The sequence below is a fragment of the Ignavibacteriota bacterium genome (genome assembly GCA_016708125.1).
GTDB lineage: Bacteria > Bacteroidota > Ignavibacteria > Ignavibacteriales > Melioribacteraceae.
The window spans coordinates 2,067,547-2,092,756 of the sequence record JADJGF010000001.1; the positions used below are offsets into that span (position 1 = coordinate 2,067,547).

Genomic DNA, 25,210 nt, shown 5'->3' on the forward strand with positions numbered 1-25,210 from the left:
AAATACCACAAATCAAAAAAAAATACTTTTAAGTTTCAGCAACCCCAAAAAGGAATTTAAATTTCAATAAGTTAAATCTTTTTCTTACTAATTTGCTCAAATAAAAAAAATCAATTCTGATTCGAGATGAATTTGTAATCATTATATTTATTATTTTTAAGAGATATTTAAAAGCTCAAAGAAGCTATGAACCAATCTTTATTTTTCAAAACATATTAAAAAACATGAAATTTTAGTATATTAAAATTAACTAAGATATTTCTACTAATTAAGAGAAAAAAATGAACGGTACTACGAGAAGAACATTTATCAAAAATATTGCATTAAGTACTTTTGCATTCAATTATATTCCATTTTCAGTAAGAGGTAAAACAGTACCAAGTAACAAACTAAATATTGCAGCAGTTGGTGTAGGTGGAATGGGCGGGGCAAATTTAAGAATGCTTGAGAATGAAAATATTGTAGCATTGTGTGACGTTGATTTTAATTATGCAGCCAATACTTTTAAAAGATATCCAAATGCAAATATTTATAAAGATTATAGGGTAATGCTTGAAAAGGAAAAGAATATTGATGCAGTTCTTATTGCAACTCCTGATCATACTCATGCAGTAATTACATTGGCTGCGATGCAAGAAGGGAAACATGTTTTTTGCCAGAAACCATTAACACACAATATTTACGAAGCAAGAAAAATAATGGAAGCTGCAAAGTACTACGGTGTTCAAACCCAAATGGGAAATCAAGGACACTCATCTGATCATATTAGAATTTTAAAGGAATGGATTGAAGATAGTGCTATTGGAAATATTTCGGAAGTTCATGCATGGACAGATAGACCCGTTGGCGGAGATCCTTGGTCAACATTTTTAATAAAATCAATACCAACTGAAAAAGTTGCAATCCCGGAAGGATTAGATTGGGATTTATGGCTTGGACCAGCCAAATATAGAGAATATCATCCGGATTACCATCCGACAAAATGGAGATCATGGATTGATTTTGGAACCGGATCATTGGGAGACATGGGCTGTCACATTATAGACCCGGCATTTTGGGCTTTAGATTTAGGTTCTCCAACTTCAATTGAAGCTACATCAACTCATTGGGAGCCAGAAATTGAATCTCAAACATTTCCAAGGGCATCAATCGTTCGTTACTCATTTCCTAAAAATGAAAAACGTAATGAAATAAAACTTACTTGGTACGATGGTAGATTAATGCCCCCAATTCCGGAAGAATTAGAATTGGGAAGAAATTTACCATCAAGTGGCGCATTAATAATTGGTGATAAGGGTGTAATAATGCATGGTAGTCATGGGGCAGAAAATGTTAGAATAATTCCGGAAAATAAAATGAAGGAATATAAACTTCCGCCTAAAACAATCCCAAGAATTAAAGGATCACATGAAGATGATTGGATACGAGCATGCAAAGAAGGAAAAAATGGAGTTCCGGCAAGTTCAAATTTTGAATATGGAGGAGCATTAACGGAGATGGTTTTACTTGGAATGATTGCAATACAAGTAAAGGATAAAAATCTGAAATGGAATGGTAAAGAAATGAAATTTGAAAATAATGAATATGCAAATGACTTAATAAATCCTAAATATAGAGAAGGATGGAGTTTGTAAAAAAATATTTCTGAATACAAATTTAAATTCAAAATAATTATTTAGTGACGAAATCTTTAAATAGATATAATGATAATTACGACTTAACTTTGTTTTTCTTCGTCTTGTAAGCCAATTTAAAATTAAAAATCTTGTGTGGTAAAAAATGAAAGTATTGATTTTTGGAGCCAGTGGAGCGACTGGAAAATTGGTTACAAAAGAACTTGTTGAAAGAGATATTAATACTAAAGTTGTGATACGAGAAACTGCAACAATTTCGCATAATTTACTTGATAACAATAAAGTTGAGATAATAAGAGGACAAGTAAGCAAATTTACATTGGAACAAATAAAGGAACTTGTAAAAGATTGTGATGCAGTAGTATGTTGTCTTGGTCATAATATTAACTTTAAGGGAATATTTGGTCCTCCATATAATTTAGTTTCTCAAACTGTTAAGAAAATAACTAAAGCAATTCTTCCATATAGTAATACTAAATTTATTCTAATGAGTACAACAGCATATACGAATAAAAAAATCGGTGAAAAAAACATACTAGGTGAAAAAATAATTTTTTCATTTCTGAAACTTTTTTTACCACCGCACAGAGATAATATGGATGCATGTGATTATTTATTATATAAATTAGGAGCAGAGAATAATATTGATTGGATTGCTGTTAGACCGGATTCACTTATTGATGAAACAAGTAAAAGTGCTTATGAAGTTTTTGAACTTAAAAAGAGAAGTCCAATTTTTAACCCTGGTAAAACCAGCAGAATAAATGTAAGTCAATTTATAGCAGATTTAATTATGGATAAACAATTATGGTCTTTGTGGAATCATAACACTCCGGTAATATATAATCAAGAATAGAAATCTTGATATATTCTCACTGTGAAATTAGCTTAACCGGATTTCACTCTTGATATTTCCCATGTAAATCAAGTTTTTTTAATTAAAAAAGTTTGTTTTAACTTTTCAGAATTTAATAGCTTCAATAAAAAAGAATACTTGTATCAATTAGAATATTTACTAAGTAATTTAGTTTGTATATTAAATATTAAAATAATTTATAAATTAACGATTATAGGTTAATAGTCAAAAAAAAATAGGTGGAGAAATGCAACAATGTGATTGTATAAATGGGTGTCCTTTTTTTAATGATAAAATGTCAATCGAAAGCGGTATTGGAAAAATATTTAAGAGAGATTATTGTTTAGGAAATTTTATGGAGTGTGCAAGACATAAAGTAAAAGTAGCTTTGGGAAAAGAATATGTACCCAATAATCTTTATCCAAATATGATTGATAAAGCAAAAAAAATATTGTTAGAAGCTAAAGTATCAATTTAATAGGTTTTGGCAATATTATTGGGCATACATTTCCCATAGATATAATATTTTATTTCAAAAGAAATTTCTTCGAATATTTTTATTGGAAAACAATTTCCAATCTTGCGGATTAACGCTATCTAAGTGATGGAATTTATTCGCTTCTAAATTTAGTTACGATTTACAGCCGATCTAAAAACTCATACCTCTATACAGCTTTTCAGCAATGGTTTGTTAAGCTTAGCTGAGTATTAAAAACTTAATAATATATTCAATCAAAATTCTTTATTCGAAATAAGAAAGACAAAATTGATTAAATGGTTACTAGATAATAAATCTTAAAATTTAATTTAAGGATATTAATAAAATTAGATACAAAAATATTCTTTCATAGATTTTTATCAATTTTATAGGTAATAATTAAGCGTTAAAATTTCGGAGATAATATAAAATGTTTTCAACAGTAAGATATTTTATAAAAACTAGCATTGTTTTTTTAATAATTGGAATTTTATCCGGATTGTATATTTCTATTTCAAAAGATTTCTTTCATATTCCAATTGGAACTTCATTTATATCTGCACATGTACATATTATTCTTGTTGGCTCAGTAATGATGATGATTATGGGTGTGGCTTTATGGTTTTTCCCACGGGCTGAAAAGGAAGATAAAAAGTATAATCCGAATTTAATTTTGTGGACATATTTATTAATTACAATTTCTACGGCATTAAGATTTATTTTCCAAATTATTGCTAACTTTTTTTACGTTGATTGGATAAATATTATGGTTACAATATTTTCGTTTTTCCAAATTATTGCAATTTTGCTTTTCTTCTATTCAATGTGGGGAAGAATCAGACCAGTTGGGAGCCAATATCGTGAAGCAAAAGGTGAAAAATTCTAAGTAAACTATTTTTCTTAAATTTTATACAATGAACATTTGAGAAATAAACCCGCATAAATCTTATCAACATTTTGCAGATAATCAAAAAACAATTAATATCTTGAAAAAGAAAAAATTTTATGATTGACAAATAAATATTAATTTCTTACTTTAAATCAGAATAAAAAATCCGAATAATAAATAGCTAATATGATTTTTAATAAAAGTACAGAATACAGTGTTAGAATATTGTTATTCATGTGTGAGGCTGGAGATTACAAATATTTTAGTGCTACAGAAATAGCCAATGTAGTAAATATTCCCAAAGAATATCTTTCGAAAATATTACAAAAATTAACTCACAAAGGAATTGTTTTTTCAAAAAGAGGGAAAGGCGGCGGGTTTAAATTACTTAAAACGAAAAATGAAATTGAATTAAAAGAACTTATAAATCTTTTTGATAACGAAAAATTTTACTCTAAATGCCTAATTGGTTTATCTGATGATTGTAATGAATGTAAATGTTCTTTTCATAACCAATGGGTAAACCTAAAAACTGTATTGATTTCTTCAAATTTAGAAAATATTAAAACGACACTTTTTTTACAATAAAATAAGACAATATATACTAATAATTAATAGGAACAATAAATGAAAAATAAAATATTTGTAATAATACTCATTTCAACAATTTTAATTAATTGCGGAGAAAATAAAGATTCCAATAGTTCAACTGGAAGTAACAATTCAGCAAAAGAAAAACTTGCGCAAAAATTTGGACTAACTCTTTATGAATTAGAAAATGGTGTTGGACCAATAAAAGAAAAAATTACTTTAGGTGAAATAAGCAAATCATTGGCGGATGATGGAAAAAAATTATTTGAAGAAAAATGTATGCAGTGTCATAAAATGGATGAAAGATATACTGGTCCGGCACTTCGTGGAGTAACTGAAAGAAGAACTCCGGAATATATTATGAATATGATTTTAAATCCGGAAGAAATGACTAAAAGACATCCGGAAGCTAAAAAGTTATTAGGAATTCACGCAAATCAGATGACATTTCAAAATGTTACACAAGATAATGCAAGAGCACTTCTCGAATATTTAAGAATGGAATCATCACATTAAAAGGGAGAATTATATGTCAACGAAACAAAAAGCAAGATTTATAATTTCTATTTTTTTCATAGCGCTAATTTATAGCTGTTCTGGAAATAATGGAAAACCGGGAACAAGTGATGCTGCCGAAAAAGTTTATGTTGCACCCGGAGAGTATGATGAATTTTATGCTTTCATGTCGGGTGGATTTAGCGGACAAATAACTGTTTATGGATTACCATCGGGTAGATTGTTTAAAATCATTCCCATATTTGCTCAACATCCGGAGAATGGATATGGCTACACTCCGGAAACAAAACCGATGTTGCAAACTTCATATGGAGAAATACCTTGGGATGATGCCCATCATCCAGAATTATCACAAACCGATGGAACACCGGACGGAAGATGGATATTTATTAATGCTAATAATACTCCAAGGGTTGCAAGAGTAAATTTAAGCACTTTTGAAACTGAGGAAATAATAGAAATTCCAAATTCTGCAGGCAATCACGGTTCTCCATTCATTACAATGAATACGGAATACGTTGTTGCTTCAACAAGATTTAGCGTTCCGATTCCCCAAAAGGATGTTCCAATTTCTTCGTATAAAGAAAATTTTAAAGGAACAATTTCATTCATAAAAGTTAATCCGGAAAACGGAAGAATGAATATCGAATTTCAAATTTTAGTACCGGGTTTCAACTATGATTTGGCACATGCGGGAAAAGGTCCTTCTCATGGTTGGGCATTTTTTACTTCATATAATAGTGAACAAGCAAATACTTTATTGGAGATCAATGCATCCCAAAATGATAAAGATTTTATAGCAGCAATAAATTGGAAAAAAGCGGAAGAATATATTAAAGAAGGAAAGGGTAAAAAATATAATTCGGAATATTACCACAATATTTATAATGATGAAACTCATACCGCTACTTCAAATGTTGAAAAAGAAATACTCGTATTAGATCCAAAAGATTGTCCGGGTTTAATATATTATTTACCAACTCCAAAATCTCCGCATGGTGTAGACGTTGATCCTTCTGGTGAATATATTGTTGCCGGTGGAAAACTTGCAACAGTTATCCCGGTTCATTCATTTTCCAAAATGATTAAAGCCATAGAAAACAAAGAATTCATTTCGGAAATATTTGGAATTCCGGTTTTGAAATATGAATCTGTAATTGCTGGTGAAGTTGAAGATCCTGGTTTGGGACCTTTACATACAGAGTTTGATGGAAATGGATATGCTTACACTTCTGCATTTATTTCATCCGAAATAGTAAAATGGAAATTGGGCACTTGGGAGGTTGTTGATAGAATTCCAACATATTATTCAATCGGTCACTTAATGATTCCGGGAGGAGACAGCAAAACACCTTTCGGTAAATATGTTGTTGCATTAAATAAAATTACAAAAGATAGATATTTACCAACCGGACCTGAACTTTGTCAATCAGCGCAATTGATTGATATCTCAGGAGATAAAATGAAATTGCTTTTAGATTTCCCAACAATCGGCGAACCTCATTATGCACAAGGAATTCCAGCTGAAATTCTTATGAAGGGACAAAAGAAAATTTATGAATTGGGAAAAAACAATCATAAATATGGATTAAGATCAGAGAAAGATGCAAAAGTTGAAAAAAATGGAAATGATGTTCATATTTATATGTCAACAACAAGAACTCACTTTAAGCCTGATAATATTGAAGGAATTAAAATTGGAGACAAAGTTTATTTTCACATAACCAATTTAGAACAAGATTGGGATATCCCGCATGGTTTTGCAGTGAAAGGAATGAATACTGCTGAACTTTTAATAATGCCCGGACAAACAAGAACTGCAATTTGGGAACCGAAATCAGAAGGTGTTTATCCATTTTATTGCACAGACTTTTGTTCAGCATTACATCAAGAGATGCAAGGGTATGTTCGTGTCTCCGCAAAAAATAGCAGTAATGAATTAAAATATAATTAGGGATTTTGAAATAGGTTGTCTCAGAATGTAATAGTTAATTATGGTTGGAATAAGGCTCCGTTCAAAACAATTTTGAGACAACCGTTATTATGATATAATATTCAGAGAACTATGAGGGAAAATATGATGAATAAAAAGGAGAGACTTCAAACAATAATAGCGGCGCTTATTTTAATCGGTGTTTTTTTATTTCCAATTTGGAAAATTGATTTGCAAGCTCCACAATATCCGGAAGGGATTGGTTTAAGAATTTGGGTGAATCAAATTACCGGATTTAATGAATTTGATTTGAATAATATCAATAAACTTAATCATTACATCGGTATGAAAGAAATTGTTCCATCATCAATACCGGAATTAAAAATAATGCCATATATCGTTTTATTTCTTATAGCTTTTGGAATATTAGTATCGATTCTAAAAAATAAACGATTTCTAACAATTTGGCTGTCTCTTATTATAATTCTTATGATTGCCGGTTTATATGATTTTTACATTTGGGGATATGATTACGGTCATAATTTAAATCCAAATGCACCAATTAAAGTACCGGGAATGTCATATCAGCCGCCGTTATTGGGTTCAAAGCAATTGCTAAATATGAAATCAATTTCATTACCGGATATTGGAAGTTATTTTATTGGAATATCGTTTCTGCTTGGGAGTTATGTTTTGTTTAATAAAAAAAAATAAAAAGGAAAAAACTTTATGAAAAATATTTTATTTGGAATAATTCTTTTGGTCAGTACTAATTGTTCAAACGGACCGGAACCAATTAAATATGGTCATGATAGCTGTGATAAATGCAGAATGCAAATTATGGATCCAAAATACGGAACCGAATTAGTTACATCAAAAGGGAAAATTTATAAATTTGATTCAGTTGAATGTTTAGCATTTTATGCAAAAATATGAATGATGATGAAAATTCAACATTGTGGGTTACAGACTTTTTAAATAAGAATGAATTAGTTGAAAAAATAAAGCTTACTTTTTGTTAAGTGCAAATTTAAGAAGTCCAATGGGATTGAATCTTACTGCTTTTTCTTCTCAAACAGATTTAAATAAAATTAAGAATCAGTATCAAGGTAAAAAAATAAATTGGGATGAACTAATTGAGTATGTTAATCATGAATGGCAGCACAAAACAATGCATCATTAGTATTAATTTAGTTTGGATAATTTTCTTAATTCCACAATATTTTTATGCGAAAGAAATTCATGTTGGAAAAGATCATCCGATTAAAACTATTAAATCAGCTTTAAGTATTGCAAATACTAATGATAGAATAATTTTACATAGTGGAAAATATTTTGAACATGATATTGTTATTGATAAGAAAATTGAATTAATAAGTTTTGAAAACTCCGTAATTGACGGTGAAAATAAATATCAAATTTTAACGGTAAAATCTGATTCAGTTAAAATATCCGGCATTACTTTTATAAATACCGGAATTAGCTTTATCGATGATAATTCAGCCGTTAAATTAGATTCGGTTAAAGGATGTGAAATTTATAACAATACTTTTGATAATAATTTTTTTGCAATCTATTTAGCTAAAACTTCGGATAGTATTGTGAGAGATAATGTTATTAAGGCATATACAAAAAAGGAATCATATTCTGGAAATGGAATTCATTTATGGTATTGTAAAAATATTACAGTAGATAAAAATTATATCAATGGTCATCGTGATGGAATTTATTTTGAGTTTGTTAGGGAAAGTCAAATTCAAAACAACATAAGTGTTAATAATTTACGATATGGATTGCATTTTATGTTTTCAGATAATTGCAGTTACTCGTATAATGAATTTTTGGAAAACGGCGCCGGTGTTGCTGTTATGTACACAAAAAAAGTTAAAATGTTTAAAAATAAATTTGAAAGAAATTGGGGACCAGCTTCTTATGGAATATTATTAAAAGACATATCAGATAGCGAAATTGAAAACAATTTCTTTTACAAAAATTCCAGCGGCATTTATGTTGAAGGCTCGAATAGAATAAATATCAATAATAATAATTTTACCGAAAATGGTTGGGCAATCCGCTTAATGGCAAATTCTATGGATAACCACTTTGAACGAAATAATTTTATTGGAAATTCTTTTGATGTAACGACAAACAGTACAAAAAACTTTAACTATTTTGAAAATAATTTCTGGTCGGATTACAAAGGATACGATATTGATAAAAACGGAATTGGTGATATTCCATACCGACCGGTAAAATTATTTTCTTTAATTGTTGAGAAAAATAGACCGACAATGATTCTTTTGCGAAGTTTATTTACCGAAATTTTGGATGTTGCAGAAAAAATATTTCCGGTACTAACACCGGAAACACTTATCGATGAATCTCCATCTATGAAAAGAATTTTATGATTAGAATTGAAAGTTTAGAAAAATTTTACGGTAAATTGTGTGTTCTAAAAAACATTGAATTATCAATAGAAAAAGGCAAAATCACTTATCTTGTTGGACCAAACGGTTCTGGGAAATCAACACTAATAAAAGCAATTCTTGGTTTAATAAAAAAGTATAACGGAACAATTTCTATTGATGGTAAAATTATTAACGGCGAAAGTGATCATAGAAATCTAATTGGTTATATGCCGCAGAGTGCAAGTTTTCCGGAAAATCTTTTAGTAAAAGATATTTTTTCTATGGTTAAAGATATTAGAAATTCCAAAACAATTGATGAAGAATTGATTTTGGAATTCTCACTTGAAAAGGAGATGAATAAAAAGTTAAAGAATCTTTCCGGCGGAACAATTCAAAAAGTTAATGCCGCAATTGCATTTTTATTTGATCCGCAAATATTAATTCTTGATGAACCAACATCCGGCTTGGATCCGGTTTCAAGCAATATTTTAAAGAAAAAAATTCTAAAAGAAAATCAAAAAGGTAAAACAATATTTTTTACGTCCCACATTATAAGTGAGTTGGAAGACCTTGCTCAAAACATAGCTTTTTTGTTAGATGGAAATTTATGGTTCAATGGAGCTAAAGAAGAATTGATAAATTCTACTAATGAAAAAAATCTTGAAAAATCAATTGCATCAATAATGATAAAAAATTCAAAATGAATAAAACTTTAAAAATTATCAAATATCAAATTAAGGACAATATTCAAAGCAGATGGATTATTGGATTTTTTATTTTTTTTCTGACTTTTACATATTGGTTAATAAATTTTACCGGAGATGCGCCAAAGGTAATTTTAAGTATTCTAAACATGATTTTAATTGTTATTCCGCTTATAAGTTTAGTGTTCGGATCAATTTATATTTACAACAATTTGAATTATATCAAATTTATGTTAACGCAGCCAATTAAACGTCTTTCGCTTTATTTTGGTTTATACTTTGGTTTGGTAATTCCGTTATTATTTTGTTTGACTTTTGGAATTGGAATTGGCGTATTGACTTTTTTCCCACTGTTTGAAGAATATTTAAGCATTGTAATTTTACTTTTAATAACCGGACTTTTTCAAATTCTAATTTTTACAGCAATTGCATTTTTAATCGCAACTTCAAATGATGATAAACTTAAAGGATTGGGGATATCAATATTTGTATGGCTGTTTTTTACAATAATTTATGATGGATTAATTTTATTTATACTTCAAACATTTCAAGATTATCCGCTTGAAAGAATTGCGCTTGGATTAACAATGATAAATCCAGCTGATCTTGGCAGAATATTTATAATTCTAAAATTTGATGTATCTGCGTTAATGGGTTATACCGGAGCAGTTTTTGAAGATTTTTTTGGAAATAATGTTGGTCTAATAATTTCTTTATCTGTTCAGATAATTTGGTTTTTGATTAGCTTTATTTTTGGATTAAAAATATTTAAATCAAAGGATTTCTAAACGATTTTGTTCTATAAAAAATTATATAAAAAATATACAATTTTGTTTTACAAACACAACTTTCATTTTCTTTTTTACATTGTTTTAAGTATTCATGATACTTTCAGAATTATGAATTCTTGTCTTGATTAAATTTCCTATTATTACATGAAATACAAAGTTAGAGTCATTGGAAAAGACTTCGCACCAACCACGCTTAATAATTTTTTTTGCTAAAATATCGAAACTAAATCAATAATTGTTCGTAACAATATGCATTGAAATATAATTCCATTTTTAAATATGATGGCAAAATGATTAAGAAATATTCGGTTTTAATATCCATTACAATATCGGTGATTTTATTTATGATCGCAACTTCTGTTTATCCAGGAGGTTCAATATTAGATAAGAATTCAATAGGCTTTGATTGGTCAAAAAACTTTATAAGCAATTTATTCTTAGAAAAAGCGTTAAATGGTTTTGATAACACATCAAGAATTTGGGCAATCATAGGGATGGCAGTTCACTCAATTGGTTATGGAATATTCTTTATCAATACATCAAAAAAGATACCTCATAAACACAGTAAAAATGTCTTAAAATATGTGGGAACAGCTAACATAATATTTAATTTCCTAATTGCAACGCCATTGCATGATATTATGGTGACAATTTCGAGCACATTATCATTGCTGGGCATATTTTATATTACTGTATTTATTCTTAAGTCTAAACTTCATTTATTTAAAATCTTCAATATAGTTTGCTTATTAACTTTTTATTTTACTTTATTTTTATATGGTACAGGGGATTGGGGATTATTGGCAATAATGCAGAAAGTATCTTTGTTATTTTCAATGATTTTAGTTTTAAGTATAGAATATTTTATCAAGAAAGAAGATTTAATTCCAATTAAGCAATTGTAAAAATTTTAATTATGCAAAAAATGTACAATTCTTAGAGCCCGTATTTTTTCGGGTTTTTCATTTTAAAGAAAATTTCATCGAAGTACATTTCGAAGTAGAATATCTTAAAATTTTGTAACCAATAAATTTATTTTGAACAAAATAAGAAATTCAATTTTACAATTAGAAACGGTGTTGTGCTATTTCATAACTTCTTTTTCCAATTTCCCAGCGCTACAGATAACTTGCTTGAAATTTCACCAAATGTACCGCTGAAGTTTAATTCTTCCATTGCAGCGTCTCTTTTACCGGTTAATGCTAATCCAAGTGTGGAAGCTGCAGATTTATGAAATTTTGAATGTAAATCTTTTACTTTTTGGAAATCTTCTGTTCCTTTTTCAATACTTGGCAAACTTTCCAACCATTTACCAAATTCACAAACATTATCTTTTTGAACTATTGCTGTTTGGAATTCTGATTTGCCGGTTTCTATTGCACTAATTAGTCGGCGTTTCCAAATGGAATGATTATTTATTGCTGAATTTAATGCTTCCTTTGTTACCATATTTCCTCCAAATTCATTTTAATTTATTATCGGGCAATATGTCTAAAAATTAAGATGTTAACATGAAATTGCAAAGTATTTGAGAATGTAAAAAAGTAGGATTTAATTATATTAATTGCACAAAGAAAAATAGGGCATTATCCGTAAGTGAATAAAATGTAGATTCATTATATTTTAATTATTAAGTTTATAGATAAATTTTATGTAATAAACTCTAATTTTTTTGATTTACTTTTTGGCTTTATGAATTCAAGCAAAACTTATTTTGAGAATTATACTCAATCAATTTCCGCAAAATTTTCTCATCCTACAACTTCAGAAATGGGTTACAGAACCGATTTTGAAATTCTTCTAAAAGGAATTTTCGAATCAATAAACGTAAGCAGAATTGATCATGATGCAAAAGCCGTAAAAGGAAATAAACCAGATTTTATTATTCTAAAATTCGGCGTTCCGCTTCTTTATATTGAAGCAAAAGATATAGGCGTTTCTCTTGATAAAGTTGAAAAATCCGAGCAAATGGAACGTTATTTCGGTTATGCAAATTTGGTGTTAACGGATTATGTAGAATTCCGGTTTTACAGAAACGGCGAAAAATATCAAGAGCCGATTAAAATTGCGGAGTACGATTTAAAATCCCGCACTTTAAATTCGCTGCCAAATAATTTTGAACTTGCCGCAAAAACTTTAATTGATTTTACACAATCGCATAAAGAACCAATTAAAAGCGGGCTTCATCTTGCTAAAATTATGGGCGGAAAAGCTCAAAGAATTAGAGATAATTTATTGCAGTTTCTTTCCAAAGATTCTGAGAAAAATGTTGAAATAAATAAAATTTATAAAACCTTAAAAAAACTTCTTGTGCATGATCTTAAGTTAGAAAATTTTGCGGATATGTATGCGCAGACTTTAGTTTACGGTTTATTTGTCGCAAGATATTTTGATGAAACTCCCGAAAATTTTTCACGCCGCGAAGCTCGTGATCTCGTTCCAAAATCAAATCCTTTTTTACGTCATTTCTTTGATCATATTACCGGCGCCGATTTTGATAAACGCCTTGAATTTATTGTTGATGAACTTTGCGTAGTTTTTTCTCATGCAAATATTTCGGAATTAATGAAGCAATATTTTAAAGATGATCTTTGGGGAAAGGCTAATGATGGTCCAGATCCAGTAATTCATTTTTATGAAGATTTTCTCCGTGAGTATGATGCAGAACTTCGTAAAAAAATGGGAGCTTATTATACGCCGCAGCCCGTTGTGCGCTTTATTGTTCGCGCTGTTGATCATATTCTAAAAACCGAATTTAATCTTCCCAACGGTTTGGCTGATACTTCTAAATTGGAAAATGGAAATCACAAAGTTCAAATTCTTGATCCCGCAGTTGGAACCGGAACTTTTATCAGCGCAGCAATAAGAAATATTTATGAGCATTTGTTAAAAACCGGACAAAAAGGAAGATGGACTTCTTACGTTCATCACGATCTGCTTCCAAGAATTCACGGATTTGAAATAATGATGGCGCCTTACACAATTGCGCATCTAAAATTAAGCATGGCTTTTAAGGAAACCGGATTTAACCATTTTAACAGAAGATTGGGAATTTATCTTACAAACTCTTTGGAAGAAGCCGATAATTTAAGCGATCTTTTTACCGGATTTGGTTTTGCGGAAAGTATTGCCGAAGAATCTAAAGAAGCAATCCAGATTAAAAACGAAACTCCCATTATGGTTGTTCTCGGAAATCCGCCGTACAGCGTTAGTTCATCCAATAAAGGTAAGTGGATTACGGATTTAATTAAAGAATACAAAAAGGATTTGAATGAAAAAAATATTCAGCCGCTTTCTGATGATTATATAAAATTTATTCGTTACGCAGAACATTTTGTTGAAAAAAATAAAAGCGGAATTGTTGCAATGATTACAAACAATTCTTTTTTAGATGGAATTATTCACCGACAAATGCGTAAACATTTGCTTGAAACTTTTGATGAAATTTATATTTTGGATTTGCACGGAAACTCGAAAAAGAAAGAAACTGCGCCGGATGGAAGCAAAGATGAAAATGTTTTTAATATTATGCAAGGCGTTTCAATTTCAATAATGATTAAGAAAAATATTAAAACAAAAACCTCCGAGGTTTATAAAAATTTGGCAACCGTAAAATTTGCAGAACTTTACGGAAAGCGAAATGAAAAATTTGAAAATCTTAATTCAAATAATTTGAATACAATTAAATGGAATGAATTAAAAATTACTGAACCGAATTTCTTTTTTACGAAAAAAGATTTTAGTGAAAAAGATGAATATGAAAAAGGATTTAAAATTGATAAACTATTTGCGAATTATGCTTCTGGAGTGGCAACTGCAAAAGATGGTTTTATAATTAAGTTTACACAAGCTGAGATAAAAGAACTTAAAATCAGTTTCGAAAAATATACCAATAAAGAAATTGCACAAAAAAATAAAATTGATCTGAATAAAGTTGAACTTGTAAAAAATGATTTACCAAATATCGTAAATGACTTCACACAAATTCTTTATAGACCTTTTGATATTAGATATTCTTTGTATTCTCCCAATAGTGATGGAGTATATCAAAGACCTCGCCCAGAAATTATGAAACATCTTTTACAAAAAAACATTGCCATTTTAACTTGTAAAAAACAAACGTCATTTGATTTTCAACATATTTACCTTTCAAAAAATATTGTAGATCGTTGTTCGGTATCTTTACAAACTGGTGAAGTTGGATACGCATTCCCACTTTATCTATATTCAAAAGACGGTACAAAAATCCCAAACCTAAATAATGAAATTTTAGAAAAGATAGAATACATTGTTGGCAAAACAGAACCGGAAGAAATTTTAGATTACATTTATGCAATTTTGCACTCGCCGAATTACCGCAAAAAATATAAAGAATTTTTAAAGATAGATTTTCCCCGGGTTCCATATCCAAAAGATAAAAACACATTTAACAAATTGGTAAAACTCGGCACAGAATTACGCCAATTACATTTATTAGAATCACCAAAAGTAAATCAATTTATAACAACATTTCCCAATTTGGGATCAGACATTGTAGAGAAAATAAATTATACAAACGGAAACGTTATAATAAACGAAGAACAATATTTTGGAAACGTTCCGGAAATTGTATGGAATTTTTACATTGGCGGATATCAGCCGGCACAGAAATGGCTAAAAGATAGAAAAGGCAGAACACTAACAAATGATGAAATAGAACATTACCAAAAAATAATTGTTGCATTAACAGAAACAAACCGTATTATGCAAGAAATTGATTTTGAGTAAATAATTTTACTTCATTTATACATTATTGAAATTCATATTCTCAAAAACCAAATTTTCTTCCGATTATACTAACATTAAGAAACTTCTGAAAAATTAATTTAATGGTGCTTGTCATTCCCACGAAAGTGGGAATCCAGAGAGAATTAAATAGATTCCCGTCCGTCAGTTGACGGATCACGGGAATGACATTTTGAATATTTCAGAAGTCTCATTAAAATATTTATAATTACTTATTTTATATAAAAATATTATAGTTTTAATTATTACAATAGTGAAAGATGATTCTGATCATTTAGCGGAAACAAATAAATTGGGAATTAAATTTACTGCGGATTTTCCGTTAATTTTTAACTTCAAAATTGAAACAATTTCTTCTAAACCATTTTGAAAAAGTGTTATTATTTTGATTTGTGTTATGTTTGATATTATTTATTATTTTTATGTCAATAATTATAGACATATGTAACTTTTTATAGACAAAGGAAATTAAGAAATGATAGTTAATAATGTTTTAAACAAATTATTTTCTGCACCAACATCAATTATGGTTTTAAGAGAATTATCATTGCGGAATACCGGAATAACTGGAAGGGAATTAGGCAGAGTAATAAATATTACACCGCAAGCCGTACATAATACACTTAGTAATTTAGAAACACTTAAAATTGTGAAAAGGGAATTTGCTGGAAGATCTCATTTCTTTACATTAAACAGAAATCATTTTCTAACGAAAAAAATTATTGAAAGTATTTTTGAATATGAAAGAGAATATCTAAAAAGTATTTTTGATAAAATAAAAAAGGAAATTGGCAAAGAAACATCAAGCATTATTCTATATGGAAGTGTTGCAAGAAAAGACGAGAATTGGGAAAGCGATTTTGATATTTGTATTGTATATAATAATGAGAAAAAACAAATTGAAGATAAAATTAAAAATTTAAGAACTAAGCTATACGATGACTATGGAATAACACTTGCACCTTATTATGTTAGTCAAAAAGAATTTATTGAAGGGAACAAAAAAAATAAATCACCAATAAAAAATATAATAAATGAAGGAAAAGTTATTTCGGGCTTATCAATAAGCAGGTTAATAAATGGTTAAAAAAGTATCACGTAAACAGTATGAAACATCGAACTATAAAAACTTTTTAAAAGTTGCAGAAAATTTTATAAATGGAGCAGACTTAGCCTTAGATTATGAATACTACAATGCTGCCGGAGTTTTAATAATTCATTCAGCTATTGCATTAGCCGATGCAGTTACTATTCGTTTCGGATCAGTAAAATGTACGGGCGAAAATCATTATGAAATTATAAAATTACTTCAGGAAACTGCGCCAAATTCTAAGCAGACATCGGTTGCAATAACTCATTTTGATAAATTAATTGATCATAAAAATGCTGTATCGTACCAAGGTGAAATTTATGATTCGGCTGATATAAAAACTTTAAGAAAACATTATGAAAGATTTTCAGTTTGGGTTAAATCAATTTTGGAATAAGAAATTAAATTATTACATATTCATCTGCTGCGATTAAGTTTTAATATTTTTTCAATTGCGTAAAAAGTTATGTGTAAGTGAATCGGTAAAACCGATGAAATTATTGTGAAACAATACCAAACATGTAGAACACCCCACTCAGTTGCTTAAAATTATATCAGTAAATAAATAATAGAAAATTCTGAAAAATTATAATTTGTCATATTGAGTCCGTTTCCGTTGGCTAACGGACAGCATGACAAAAATCATTATTTCAATTTAATCAAATTCATTTAGTTCAAATTTTATTTAACTTCAAAATGATATTTGCCGGAACCAATGTGTAAAACTATTTTTCCACTTTCAACTTTTACAGAATTTATTCCTAAAATTTCATTTAAAGATTTTCCGCTTTCTAAAATATTTTCCTTTTTGTCAGTTGGAAGAAAAACATCTGCGGTTGTATTTGCCGGAATTTCAAGTTCCAGTTTAAAAATGTTATCTACATTTTTCCACGATGATTTGATTTTCCCATAAATTGAGTTGAACTCAGCTTTGGCAAATTTAAGGTTTTCATTTGTATGCGGATTTACAATAATATTTTTAAAACCGGGAATATTCTCATCCAAATCAATTCCGGCAACATCGCTGTAAAGCCATTTGCCAATTGCTCCATACGCATAATGATTGAAAGAATTCATTCCTTCACTTTGAAAAGTTCCGTCAGTTTTAATTCCGTCCCAGCGTTCCCAAATTGTTGTTGCACCTTTTGTAACCGGATATAACCAAGATGGGTATTCTTTTCTAAACAAAAGTTTAAATGCCAAATCTTCATAACCAAAATCAGTCAGTACTTTTGCAATATGAGAAGCACCAAGAAATCCACTTGTAAGATGACCAAAATTCTTTACATCATTGGCCAATCTTTTTGCCGTTTCATTCTTTGAATTTTCTGGAACTAAATCAAATGCCAATGCAAGTAAATAAGCCGTTTGTGTATTTGAAGCAATTCTACCGCTTGAAGTAATAAACTCTTTTTGAAATGCATTTTTAATTTTAGTCATTAAAAGTGAAAATTCTTCAGCATCTTTATTTTTCCCAAGCACAAAAGCAATTTTGTTCATTAAACTTGTTGAGTAATAATAATATGCGGTTCCTATTAAATCTTTATCTGTTGTAGCTCCAGGATAGTCAGAACGATTTGTTGCGAAAGCAAGCCAATCTCCGTATCCGACGGCGGTATTCCATAAAAAAGAATCACCGGCGCGAGTCTTTAAATATTCTATCCATTTCTTCATCGATTCATATTGAGTTTCTAAAATTCGTTTATCGCCGTAATTCAAATAGACTGTCCAAGGAACAATTATTCCAGCATCTGCCCAGCCGGCAGCGCCGCCCTCATTGGGAAGAATATTTGGAATTACATGCGGAATTCTTCCATCGCTTAACTGATCTGGAATAAAATCTTTCATCCATTTCGAATAGAACGAAGCGGCATCCATATTGAAACATGCAGTTGGAGCAAAAACTTGTGCATCTCCCGTCCATCCTAATCTTTCATCTCGCTGCGGACAATCGGTTGGAACATCAAGAAAATTTCCGCGCAATCCCCATTGGATATTTTTTTGAAGCTGATTGATTAAAGAATCAGAACATTCAAAATTTCCGGTTGGAGTCATATCCGAGTGAATAACTTTTCCAACTAAATCGTTGAGTGCAATTTCACCTTTATAATCTGTTACCGCAACATATCTAAATCCTTGAAAAGTAAAGCGTGGTTCATAAATCTCTTCTTTTTCACCTTTAAATGTGTACTCAACTATTTGCTTGGCTTTACGCAAATTTGCTAAATAAAGATTTCCATCTTGATCTAAAACCTCACCATGTTTTAAAGTGATTTTTTCTCCGGCATTTCCATTTAATTTTATTTGAATCCAACCAACCATATTTTGTCCAAAATCAAAAACGAGTTCTCCGTTTGGAGTAACGAATTTATTAATAGGGCGAATTGTTTGTGTTACTTTTACTTCCGGTCCTTCCGAAGCAATGAGATTTTCGTACCCGTAATTTGCAACGGAAACTTTTTCCCAAGAATTATCATCATAATTATTATTATCCCAGCCGGATTTTTCTAAGCGGGCATCATATATTTCACCGTCATAAATTTCAGACATTAAAATTGGTCCAGTTGAGTATTTCCAACTCTCATCAGAAATAATTGTTTTCGTTGAACCATCTTCGAAAGTGATTTCAATTTGCAAAAGTAAACCGAGTTTTGAGCCATAATTATTAGGAGTATAATCCCATTTCATCGGACCTTTATACCAGCCGTTTGCAAGAATTGCACCCAAAGAATTTTCGCCACTAATTAAATTTTGTGTTACATCATAAGTCTGGTATTGAAGTCTTGCATTGTAACTTGTCCAGCCCGGAGTGAAAAGCTGCTCACTTATTTTTTTACCATTAATTCTAAGTTCATATAATCCATGACTTGTAACATAAGCTTTGGCAGATTTTATTCCTTTCTTCAAGTTAATTTCTTTTCTAAACATTGGGCAAGCAGTTGAATTTTTCAGATTGTCTTTTTCCGATTGCTCAATCCATTTTGCTTTCCAATCACTTTTATTAATTAAACCCATTTCCCAAAATGCGGGATCGCTCCATTGGGATTGGCTTCCGTCAATTCCCCAAATTTTTACTTGCCAAAAAATTCTTTCAGATGATTTTAAATTATTTCCTTTATACTCTATTTGATTTGAACGATCTGAAATTATCTTCCCGGAATTCCAAATTAAGTTTTTGTCTGATTCAAGTTCCGCAATACTTTTAGCAGCTTTTATTTGATATGCCGATTGAATAAAATTTCTTTGCTCGGTAATTATTTCCCAGCTTAATCTTGGAATTTTACTATTAATTCCAATTGGGTTTTGCTTGTATTCAGTTCGCAGATTATTAACAATTATCTTATTTGCGGCAATAGTTAAATTGAAAGAAAATACAAGAGCTAGAAATGTGAAAAGAAAAGATAAATTATTTGTTAAAAATACTTTTTCCCCGAAGTTAGTTCTCATCTTATTCCCATTTAATTTTTCAAAGAATTATTTATAAAAAATTTTTATAGTTACAACAAATATAGTAACCAAAAACAAATGTAGTTATACTTAATTCACAAAAAAAATATTCAACTTTTATGTTTTGCTTAAAGTTTTTGATAAACGAAAAAAATATTAATTACATTTCTTATATAAAAAAATACTACATGGGGAAAAATGAAAAGAATATTACTGGCAGTTTTAATGCTTACATTTACAATATTTGCAAATGACTCAGTTAAGAAAAAAGAACTTGCAGAATTTGTTAATCCGCTTGTGGGCACAGATTCAGATTATACTCTTTCAAATGGAAATACATATCCGGCAATAGCAGTGCCGTGGGGAATGAATTTTTGGACACCGCAAACCGGGAAAATGGGAAACGGATGGCAGTACACTTATGATGCATATAAAATTCGTGGATTTAAGCAAACTCATCAGCCATCGCCTTGGATAAATGATTATGGTGCATTTTCTATTATGCCCGTTGTTGGTAAATTAAAATTCAACGAAGATGATCGTGCTTCTTGGTTCAGTCACAAACGAGAAACCGTTAAACCATATTACTATCAAGTTTATCTTGGTGATTACGATACTTGGGTTGAATTCACACCAACGGAACGAGCCGCACAATTTAATATCAATTTTCCCAAAACAGAAAAAGCTTATTTAGTTATTGATGCCTTTCATAAAGGTTCATTTGTAAAAGTATTACCAAAAGAAAAAAAGATTATTGGATTTAGCAGAAATAATGATGGCGGAGTTCCGGAAAATTTTCATAATTATTTTGTGATTTATCTTGATAAGGAAATTGATTCTGTTTACACATGGAATGGAACAGCACTTTCTGCAAACAGTTTTGAAAGTAAAGGTGAACATGTTGGAACGGTAGTAAAATTAAAAGTTAAAGAAAATGAAAAAGTGAATATTAAAATTGCATCATCCTTTATAAGTTATGATCAAGCTGAATTAAATCTAAAAAATGAAATTGGTAATGACACTTTTGAACAAACACTTAACAAAGCAAAAAATACTTGGAATGAAGGATTAAATAGAATTGAAGTTGATGGAGGAAGTGAAGAACAATTCAAAACATTTTACACAGCGTTGTATCGCACAATGTTATTCCCCAGGAAATTTTATGAGATTGATAAAAATAATAATGTAGTTCATTACAGCCCGTATAACGGCGAAATATTACCGGGTTATATGTTTACTGATAATGGCTTTTGGGATACATTCCGTGCTGTTTTCCCTTTCTTTACAATAATGCAGAGAGAATTGAGCAGTAATATAATGGAAGGACTTGCAAATGCTTATAAAGAAAGCGGCTGGCTTCCGGAATGGGCAAGTCCCGGACACAGAGACTGTATGGTTGGATCAAATTCAGCATCAATAATTGCTGACGCATATTTAAAAGGAATTCGCGGATTTGATATTAACTCATGTTACGATGGTATTCTCAAAAACTCTGAAAATGAAGGTCCGCTTAAATCTGTTGGAAGATTTGGTGCTAAATATTACAATACTCTTGGCTATATTCCTTATGATGTTAATGTGAATGAAAATGTTGCCAGAACTTTGGAATATTGTTATGATGATTTTACAATAATGAAACTCGCAAAAGCCTTAAATCGTCCGCAAAGTGAAATCAATCTTTTTGCAAAACGTGCATTGAATTATAAAAATGTTTTTGATCCATCAACAAATTTTATGCGAGGGAAAAACAAAGATGGAAACTGGCAATCTCCTTTTATTCCGGAAAAATGGGGAGACGCATTTACAGAAGGTTCATCATGGCATTATACTTGGTCAGTCTTTCATGATCCGCAAGGACTAATTGATTTGATGGGCGGACGAGAAAAATTTGTAAATAAATTGGATTCAGTTTTTACTTCGGAACCAACCTTTGATTTTTCTTATTACGGAATTCAAATTCATGAAATAACAGAAATGGTTATTGCGGGAATGGGGCAGTATGCACATGGCAATCAGCCGATTCAACATGCTATTTATTTATATAATTATGCCGGTGAACCCTGGAAAGCACAAAAATATGTTCGTCAAACTTTAGATTTAATGTACACTCCATATCCGGATGGACTATGCGGTGATGAGGATAATGGTCAAACTTCTGCATGGTATGTAATGTCTGCTGCTGGTTTCTATTCTGTTTGTCCCGGAACAGACGAATATGTTTTAGGTTCACCTCTTTTCGAGAAAGTAACACTGAAACTTGAAAACGGAAAAACATATACAATTGCCGGAAAGAATAATTCAAGTGAAAATATTTACATCCATAATGCAAAACTAAACGGTGAAAATTACACCAAGAATTTTATTCGTCATAGCGATATTATGAATGGTGGAAAATTGGATTTTGAAATGAGTAATACTCCAAATTTGAAAAGAGGAATTAATAAAGAAGATTTCCCATATTCATTTTCAAACGAATTTAAAAAATAATTTTAAAGGTTTTGAATTATAAAAATGATGATAAGTTTATTGGAGTTTTATAAATCATTATGATATAATAGATGGTGGAAAACCCCTATTTAATTATGGGCGATAAACCCAACAAAAACTGAAGATTATAAAATGTGACTTTGGTTTGGGAATTTTTATTTTCAAATAAATATTTATCATAATGAATTTATAACATTTTCGAAGACACAATAACGAGTTAATGAGAAATAGAAAATTAAAAACTATAAATCTCCGATTTCTTTTATTAGTTTTTGCCAGAGTTCACTGCCGTTTTCATTTCTTTTTTTATGAACATTACTTTAAAATGAAGTGAAAGTTAAAATAATATTTTTATCAACAAGAATTTTCTTATGATTTTGAACTTTGTTATTGAATAAACAAATCTCTAATTCAAAGACCTAAATTGATTGGGTGTTTGGCCAGTTAAGTTTTTAAATAACCGAGTAAAATGTTGAGGATATTTAAATCCTAATTCGTATGCAATTTCATTTACAGTTTTATTTGTATCTAATGTTTTGTTTTTAGCTAAATCAATAATTTTGTAGTGAATATATTCTTTTGCAGATTTTCCGGTTTCCTTTTTAATCAAATCACCAAAATAATTTGCAGATAAATGTAGTTCTACCGCAAAATATGAAACAGTTGGTAAGCCTATTTGTGTTGGTTTTTCTGAATTAAAATAATCATTTAATAAATCTTCAAACTTTTCCAAAATACCTTTATTAACATTATCTCTCGTAATGAACTGACGATCATAAAAACGTTCACAATAATTTAGGAATAATTCAATATTTGAAGTTATAAGTTTTTTACTGTGCTTATCAATACTGCCGTTCAGTTCAAATTCGATTTTCGAAAAACAATCCAAAACAATTTGTCTCTCTCTTTCTGATAAATGAAGTGCTTCATTAGCGTTGTAGCTAAAAAAACTATAATCATTTATGCTTTTTGCAAGTGAAGTTCCATGTATTAAATCTGGATGAAAAACTAAAGCATAACCTTTGGGCTGATAAACTTTCCCGTCATTTTCAATTTGCATTATTTGTCCCGGAGAGACAAAAACCAATGTGCCTTCTTGGTAATCATAATAGTTTCTCCCATACTTTAAATCTCCACATTTTACTTCCTTCAAAAAAATGCAATATAAACCATAATTGATTCTTACGGTTTTTTGTCCTCCCCAAGATCTTGGATCGGCTTTTGAAAAATCAATAACGCTAACCAAAGGGTGAAGAGTTTGATGATTATTTAAATCATTGTATTCTTTTACGGTGTTAAATCTGAAAATCTTTTCCATATCATTTATTTTTTTAAATCAAATTTAATCATTCATTCATCGTTTTAATAATCATAGAAATAAAATCAGTAAAAATGGTAGATAATACAGTAATCTATATACCAATTACTAATCATCATGATTGTATATTTGAATTGAAAAAAAAGTATAGATTTTGAGAAAATAAAATATAAAAGGTTAAAATGAAACAAAAAAACATTAGAATAATTGAAAAGTTATTGAAATCTTTAATTTTATTTCTGGTCGTAATATTTATTTCATCATGTAATTTATTCAATGAAGATCAGCTTATTATCAAAGAACAATGCAGTTTTACAATAGGTGGAAAGATCATTCGCAATCCCGGTAAATTTGATCCATTTAACCCAACACCAACCGGACAAACTTATCGAGGTGATCATGCTTACGTTTTCTATCAAATTCCGGACAATGCACATAAATATCCTTTAGTTATGTGGCATGGCTTCGGTCAGTTTTCAAAAACATGGGAAACAACACCGGATGGGCGTGAAGGATTTCAGAATATATTTTTACGAAGACGTTTTCCGGTTTATTTAATTGATCAACCAAGAAGAGGTGATGCCGGTCGAAGCACAGTTAGTGCGAATATTGAACCAATAGCCGATGAACAACAATGGTTTGGTACATTCCGATTAGGTATATGGCCAAATTATTTTGATGGAGTACAATTCGCCAAAGATTCTGTTACTCTTGATCAATATTTTCGTTCTATGACACCAAGCATTGGTACAATCGACATAAATGTTAATGCAGAAGCGGTGTCTGAACTTTTTAATAAAATAGGTTCTGCAATTTTAATTACACATTCACATTCTGGCGGAATGGGCTGGCTCACCGCAATTAAAAATCAAAATGTAAAAGCTATTGTTTCTTATGAACCGGGAAGTGGTTTTATTTTTCCGGATGTTGAAGTCCCCGAACCTTTGGCAAGTTCTGGTGGTACGCTTGTAGCTATTGGTGTTTCAATGCAAGAATTTCTAAAACTTACAAAAATTCCAATTGTAATTTATTATGGAGATTATATACCAAGTGAACCAAATCCTAATCCCGGACAAGATGGATGGCGAGTAAGACTTGAAATGGCAAAGTTGTGGAGAGATGTTGTAAATAAAAATGGGGGAGATGTAACTGTTATTCATTTGCCGGAAGTTGGAATTAAAGGTAACACTCATTTCCCATTTTCAGATTTAAATAATTTAGAAATTGCCGATTTACTATCAGATTGGCTAAAAGCAAAAGGATTAGATAAATAATATATAAAA

Annotated in this window: 22 protein-coding genes; 19 read left to right on the forward strand and 3 right to left on the reverse strand. The window is 30.0% G+C overall.

Annotated elements, in window-relative coordinates:
* The first annotated feature begins 281 nt into the window (after window positions 1–281).
* The 14 genes from IPH62_09140 (at window position 282) to IPH62_09205 (ending at window position 11,705) form a co-directional block, all read left to right on the forward strand.
* Window positions 282–1,634 (forward strand): Gfo/Idh/MocA family oxidoreductase, encoded by a 1,353-nt coding sequence (locus tag IPH62_09140; protein MBK7105435.1) that lies wholly within the window; start codon window positions 282–284, stop codon window positions 1,632–1,634.
* A gap of 145 nt (window positions 1,635–1,779) precedes the next feature.
* On the forward strand, window positions 1,780–2,490 hold the full coding sequence (locus IPH62_09145; GenBank protein ID MBK7105436.1) for an NAD(P)H-binding protein: 711 nt from the start codon (window positions 1,780–1,782) through the stop codon (window positions 2,488–2,490).
* 247 nt (window positions 2,491–2,737) lie between these two features.
* Window positions 2,738–2,968 (forward strand): hypothetical protein, encoded by a 231-nt coding sequence (locus IPH62_09150; GenBank protein ID MBK7105437.1) that lies wholly within the window; start codon window positions 2,738–2,740, stop codon window positions 2,966–2,968.
* Between the two features lie 430 nt (window positions 2,969–3,398).
* Complete coding sequence (locus tag IPH62_09155; GenBank protein MBK7105438.1) at window positions 3,399–3,854, forward strand: hypothetical protein; 456 nt, start codon at window positions 3,399–3,401, stop codon at window positions 3,852–3,854.
* 189 nt (window positions 3,855–4,043) lie between these two features.
* Window positions 4,044–4,445, forward strand: coding sequence for an Rrf2 family transcriptional regulator (locus tag IPH62_09160; GenBank protein ID MBK7105439.1), 402 nt, complete (start codon window positions 4,044–4,046; stop codon window positions 4,443–4,445).
* 39 nt (window positions 4,446–4,484) lie between these two features.
* A complete protein-coding gene (locus IPH62_09165; GenBank protein MBK7105440.1) occupies window positions 4,485–4,964 on the forward strand; it encodes a cytochrome c in 480 nt (159 codons plus the stop codon).
* A gap of 13 nt (window positions 4,965–4,977) precedes the next feature.
* Complete coding sequence (gene nosZ / locus IPH62_09170) at window positions 4,978–6,918, forward strand: Sec-dependent nitrous-oxide reductase (GenBank protein ID MBK7105441.1); 1,941 nt, start codon at window positions 4,978–4,980, stop codon at window positions 6,916–6,918.
* Window positions 6,919–7,029: 111 nt separating this feature from the next.
* Window positions 7,030–7,611 carry a hypothetical protein gene (locus IPH62_09175; protein ID MBK7105442.1) on the forward strand — a complete coding sequence of 194 codons (582 nt, stop codon included), beginning with the start codon at window positions 7,030–7,032 and terminating at the stop codon, window positions 7,609–7,611.
* Between the two features lie 15 nt (window positions 7,612–7,626).
* Window positions 7,627–7,833, forward strand: coding sequence for a hypothetical protein (locus IPH62_09180; protein ID MBK7105443.1), 207 nt, complete (start codon window positions 7,627–7,629; stop codon window positions 7,831–7,833).
* Between the two features lie 106 nt (window positions 7,834–7,939).
* The gene (locus IPH62_09185) at window positions 7,940–8,080 is read left to right on the forward strand and encodes a hypothetical protein (GenBank protein MBK7105444.1); all 141 of its coding nucleotides are present in this window, start codon (window positions 7,940–7,942) and stop codon (window positions 8,078–8,080) included.
* Window positions 8,049–9,305: a nitrous oxide reductase family maturation protein NosD gene (gene nosD, locus IPH62_09190; protein MBK7105445.1), complete on the forward strand. Its 1,257-nt coding sequence runs from the start codon at window positions 8,049–8,051 to the stop codon at window positions 9,303–9,305. Before IPH62_09185 ends, nosD begins: the two co-directional genes overlap by 32 nt.
* Window positions 9,302–10,009: an ABC transporter ATP-binding protein gene (locus IPH62_09195; GenBank protein ID MBK7105446.1), complete on the forward strand. Its 708-nt coding sequence runs from the start codon at window positions 9,302–9,304 to the stop codon at window positions 10,007–10,009. The genes nosD and IPH62_09195 overlap by 4 nt, the downstream gene beginning before the upstream one ends.
* Window positions 10,006–10,797 (forward strand): ABC transporter permease, encoded by a 792-nt coding sequence (locus IPH62_09200; GenBank protein MBK7105447.1) that lies wholly within the window; start codon window positions 10,006–10,008, stop codon window positions 10,795–10,797. The genes IPH62_09195 and IPH62_09200 overlap by 4 nt, the downstream gene beginning before the upstream one ends.
* 293 nt (window positions 10,798–11,090) lie before the next feature.
* Window positions 11,091–11,705 carry a hypothetical protein gene (locus tag IPH62_09205; protein ID MBK7105448.1) on the forward strand — a complete coding sequence of 205 codons (615 nt, stop codon included), beginning with the start codon at window positions 11,091–11,093 and terminating at the stop codon, window positions 11,703–11,705.
* Window positions 11,706–11,889: 184 nt separating this feature from the next.
* On the opposite strand, the gene IPH62_09210 is transcribed toward IPH62_09205, so the two are convergent.
* On the reverse strand, window positions 11,890–12,249 hold the full coding sequence (locus IPH62_09210) for a CZB domain-containing protein (protein MBK7105449.1): 360 nt from the start codon (window positions 12,247–12,249) through the stop codon (window positions 11,890–11,892).
* A 243-nt stretch (window positions 12,250–12,492) separates the two neighbouring features.
* On the opposite strand from IPH62_09210, the gene IPH62_09215 reads away from it, so the two are divergent.
* The 3 genes from IPH62_09215 to IPH62_09225 all read left to right on the forward strand — a co-directional run bounded on the left by IPH62_09215 (window position 12,493) and on the right by IPH62_09225 (window position 17,072).
* Window positions 12,493–15,567: an N-6 DNA methylase gene (locus IPH62_09215; GenBank protein ID MBK7105450.1), complete on the forward strand. Its 3,075-nt coding sequence runs from the start codon at window positions 12,493–12,495 to the stop codon at window positions 15,565–15,567.
* Window positions 15,568–16,060: 493 nt separating this feature from the next.
* Window positions 16,061–16,672: a nucleotidyltransferase domain-containing protein gene (locus IPH62_09220; GenBank protein MBK7105451.1), complete on the forward strand. Its 612-nt coding sequence runs from the start codon at window positions 16,061–16,063 to the stop codon at window positions 16,670–16,672.
* Entirely contained in the window at window positions 16,665–17,072 is a 408-nt protein-coding gene (locus IPH62_09225; GenBank protein MBK7105452.1) for a hypothetical protein, read from the forward strand. The genes IPH62_09220 and IPH62_09225 overlap by 8 nt, the downstream gene beginning before the upstream one ends.
* Before the next feature lie 284 nt (window positions 17,073–17,356).
* Here IPH62_09225 and IPH62_09230 read toward each other — a convergent pair whose 3' ends face one another.
* Complete coding sequence (locus IPH62_09230) at window positions 17,357–20,122, reverse strand: family 78 glycoside hydrolase catalytic domain (GenBank protein MBK7105453.1); 2,766 nt, start codon at window positions 20,120–20,122, stop codon at window positions 17,357–17,359.
* 198 nt (window positions 20,123–20,320) lie between these two features.
* On the opposite strand from IPH62_09230, the gene IPH62_09235 reads away from it, so the two are divergent.
* Entirely contained in the window at window positions 20,321–22,609 is a 2,289-nt protein-coding gene (locus IPH62_09235; protein ID MBK7105454.1) for a GH92 family glycosyl hydrolase, read from the forward strand.
* 406 nt (window positions 22,610–23,015) lie between these two features.
* Here IPH62_09235 and IPH62_09240 read toward each other — a convergent pair whose 3' ends face one another.
* The gene (locus IPH62_09240; GenBank protein ID MBK7105455.1) at window positions 23,016–23,927 is read right to left on the reverse strand and encodes an AraC family transcriptional regulator; all 912 of its coding nucleotides are present in this window, start codon (window positions 23,925–23,927) and stop codon (window positions 23,016–23,018) included.
* 182 nt (window positions 23,928–24,109) lie between these two features.
* Between IPH62_09240 and IPH62_09245 the strand changes: the two genes are divergently transcribed.
* On the forward strand, window positions 24,110–25,201 hold the full coding sequence (locus tag IPH62_09245; protein MBK7105456.1) for an alpha/beta fold hydrolase: 1,092 nt from the start codon (window positions 24,110–24,112) through the stop codon (window positions 25,199–25,201).
* Window positions 25,202–25,210 lie beyond the last annotated feature (9 nt).

Coding starts and splice junctions, on each gene's coding strand:
- IPH62_09140 (MBK7105435.1), top strand. CDS start 282: ATGAACGGTACTACGAGAAGAACATTTATCAAAAATATTGCATTAAGT.
- IPH62_09145 (MBK7105436.1), top strand. CDS start 1,780: ATGAAAGTATTGATTTTTGGAGCCAGTGGAGCGACTGGAAAATTGGTT.
- IPH62_09150 (MBK7105437.1), top strand. CDS start 2,738: ATGCAACAATGTGATTGTATAAATGGGTGTCCTTTTTTTAATGATAAA.
- IPH62_09155 (MBK7105438.1), top strand. CDS start 3,399: ATGTTTTCAACAGTAAGATATTTTATAAAAACTAGCATTGTTTTTTTA.
- IPH62_09160 (MBK7105439.1), top strand. CDS start 4,044: ATGATTTTTAATAAAAGTACAGAATACAGTGTTAGAATATTGTTATTC.
- IPH62_09165 (MBK7105440.1), top strand. CDS start 4,485: ATGAAAAATAAAATATTTGTAATAATACTCATTTCAACAATTTTAATT.
- nosZ (MBK7105441.1), top strand. CDS start 4,978: ATGTCAACGAAACAAAAAGCAAGATTTATAATTTCTATTTTTTTCATA.
- IPH62_09175 (MBK7105442.1), top strand. CDS start 7,030: ATGAGGGAAAATATGATGAATAAAAAGGAGAGACTTCAAACAATAATA.
- IPH62_09180 (MBK7105443.1), top strand. CDS start 7,627: ATGAAAAATATTTTATTTGGAATAATTCTTTTGGTCAGTACTAATTGT.
- IPH62_09185 (MBK7105444.1), top strand. CDS start 7,940: ATGGGATTGAATCTTACTGCTTTTTCTTCTCAAACAGATTTAAATAAA.
- nosD (MBK7105445.1), top strand. CDS start 8,049: ATGAATGGCAGCACAAAACAATGCATCATTAGTATTAATTTAGTTTGG.
- IPH62_09195 (MBK7105446.1), top strand. CDS start 9,302: ATGATTAGAATTGAAAGTTTAGAAAAATTTTACGGTAAATTGTGTGTT.
- IPH62_09200 (MBK7105447.1), top strand. CDS start 10,006: ATGAATAAAACTTTAAAAATTATCAAATATCAAATTAAGGACAATATT.
- IPH62_09205 (MBK7105448.1), top strand. CDS start 11,091: ATGATTAAGAAATATTCGGTTTTAATATCCATTACAATATCGGTGATT.
- IPH62_09210 (MBK7105449.1), bottom strand. CDS start 12,249: ATGGTAACAAAGGAAGCATTAAATTCAGCAATAAATAATCATTCCATT.
- IPH62_09215 (MBK7105450.1), top strand. CDS start 12,493: ATGAATTCAAGCAAAACTTATTTTGAGAATTATACTCAATCAATTTCC.
- IPH62_09220 (MBK7105451.1), top strand. CDS start 16,061: ATGATAGTTAATAATGTTTTAAACAAATTATTTTCTGCACCAACATCA.
- IPH62_09225 (MBK7105452.1), top strand. CDS start 16,665: ATGGTTAAAAAAGTATCACGTAAACAGTATGAAACATCGAACTATAAA.
- IPH62_09230 (MBK7105453.1), bottom strand. CDS start 20,122: ATGAGAACTAACTTCGGGGAAAAAGTATTTTTAACAAATAATTTATCT.
- IPH62_09235 (MBK7105454.1), top strand. CDS start 20,321: ATGAAAAGAATATTACTGGCAGTTTTAATGCTTACATTTACAATATTT.
- IPH62_09240 (MBK7105455.1), bottom strand. CDS start 23,927: ATGGAAAAGATTTTCAGATTTAACACCGTAAAAGAATACAATGATTTA.
- IPH62_09245 (MBK7105456.1), top strand. CDS start 24,110: ATGAAACAAAAAAACATTAGAATAATTGAAAAGTTATTGAAATCTTTA.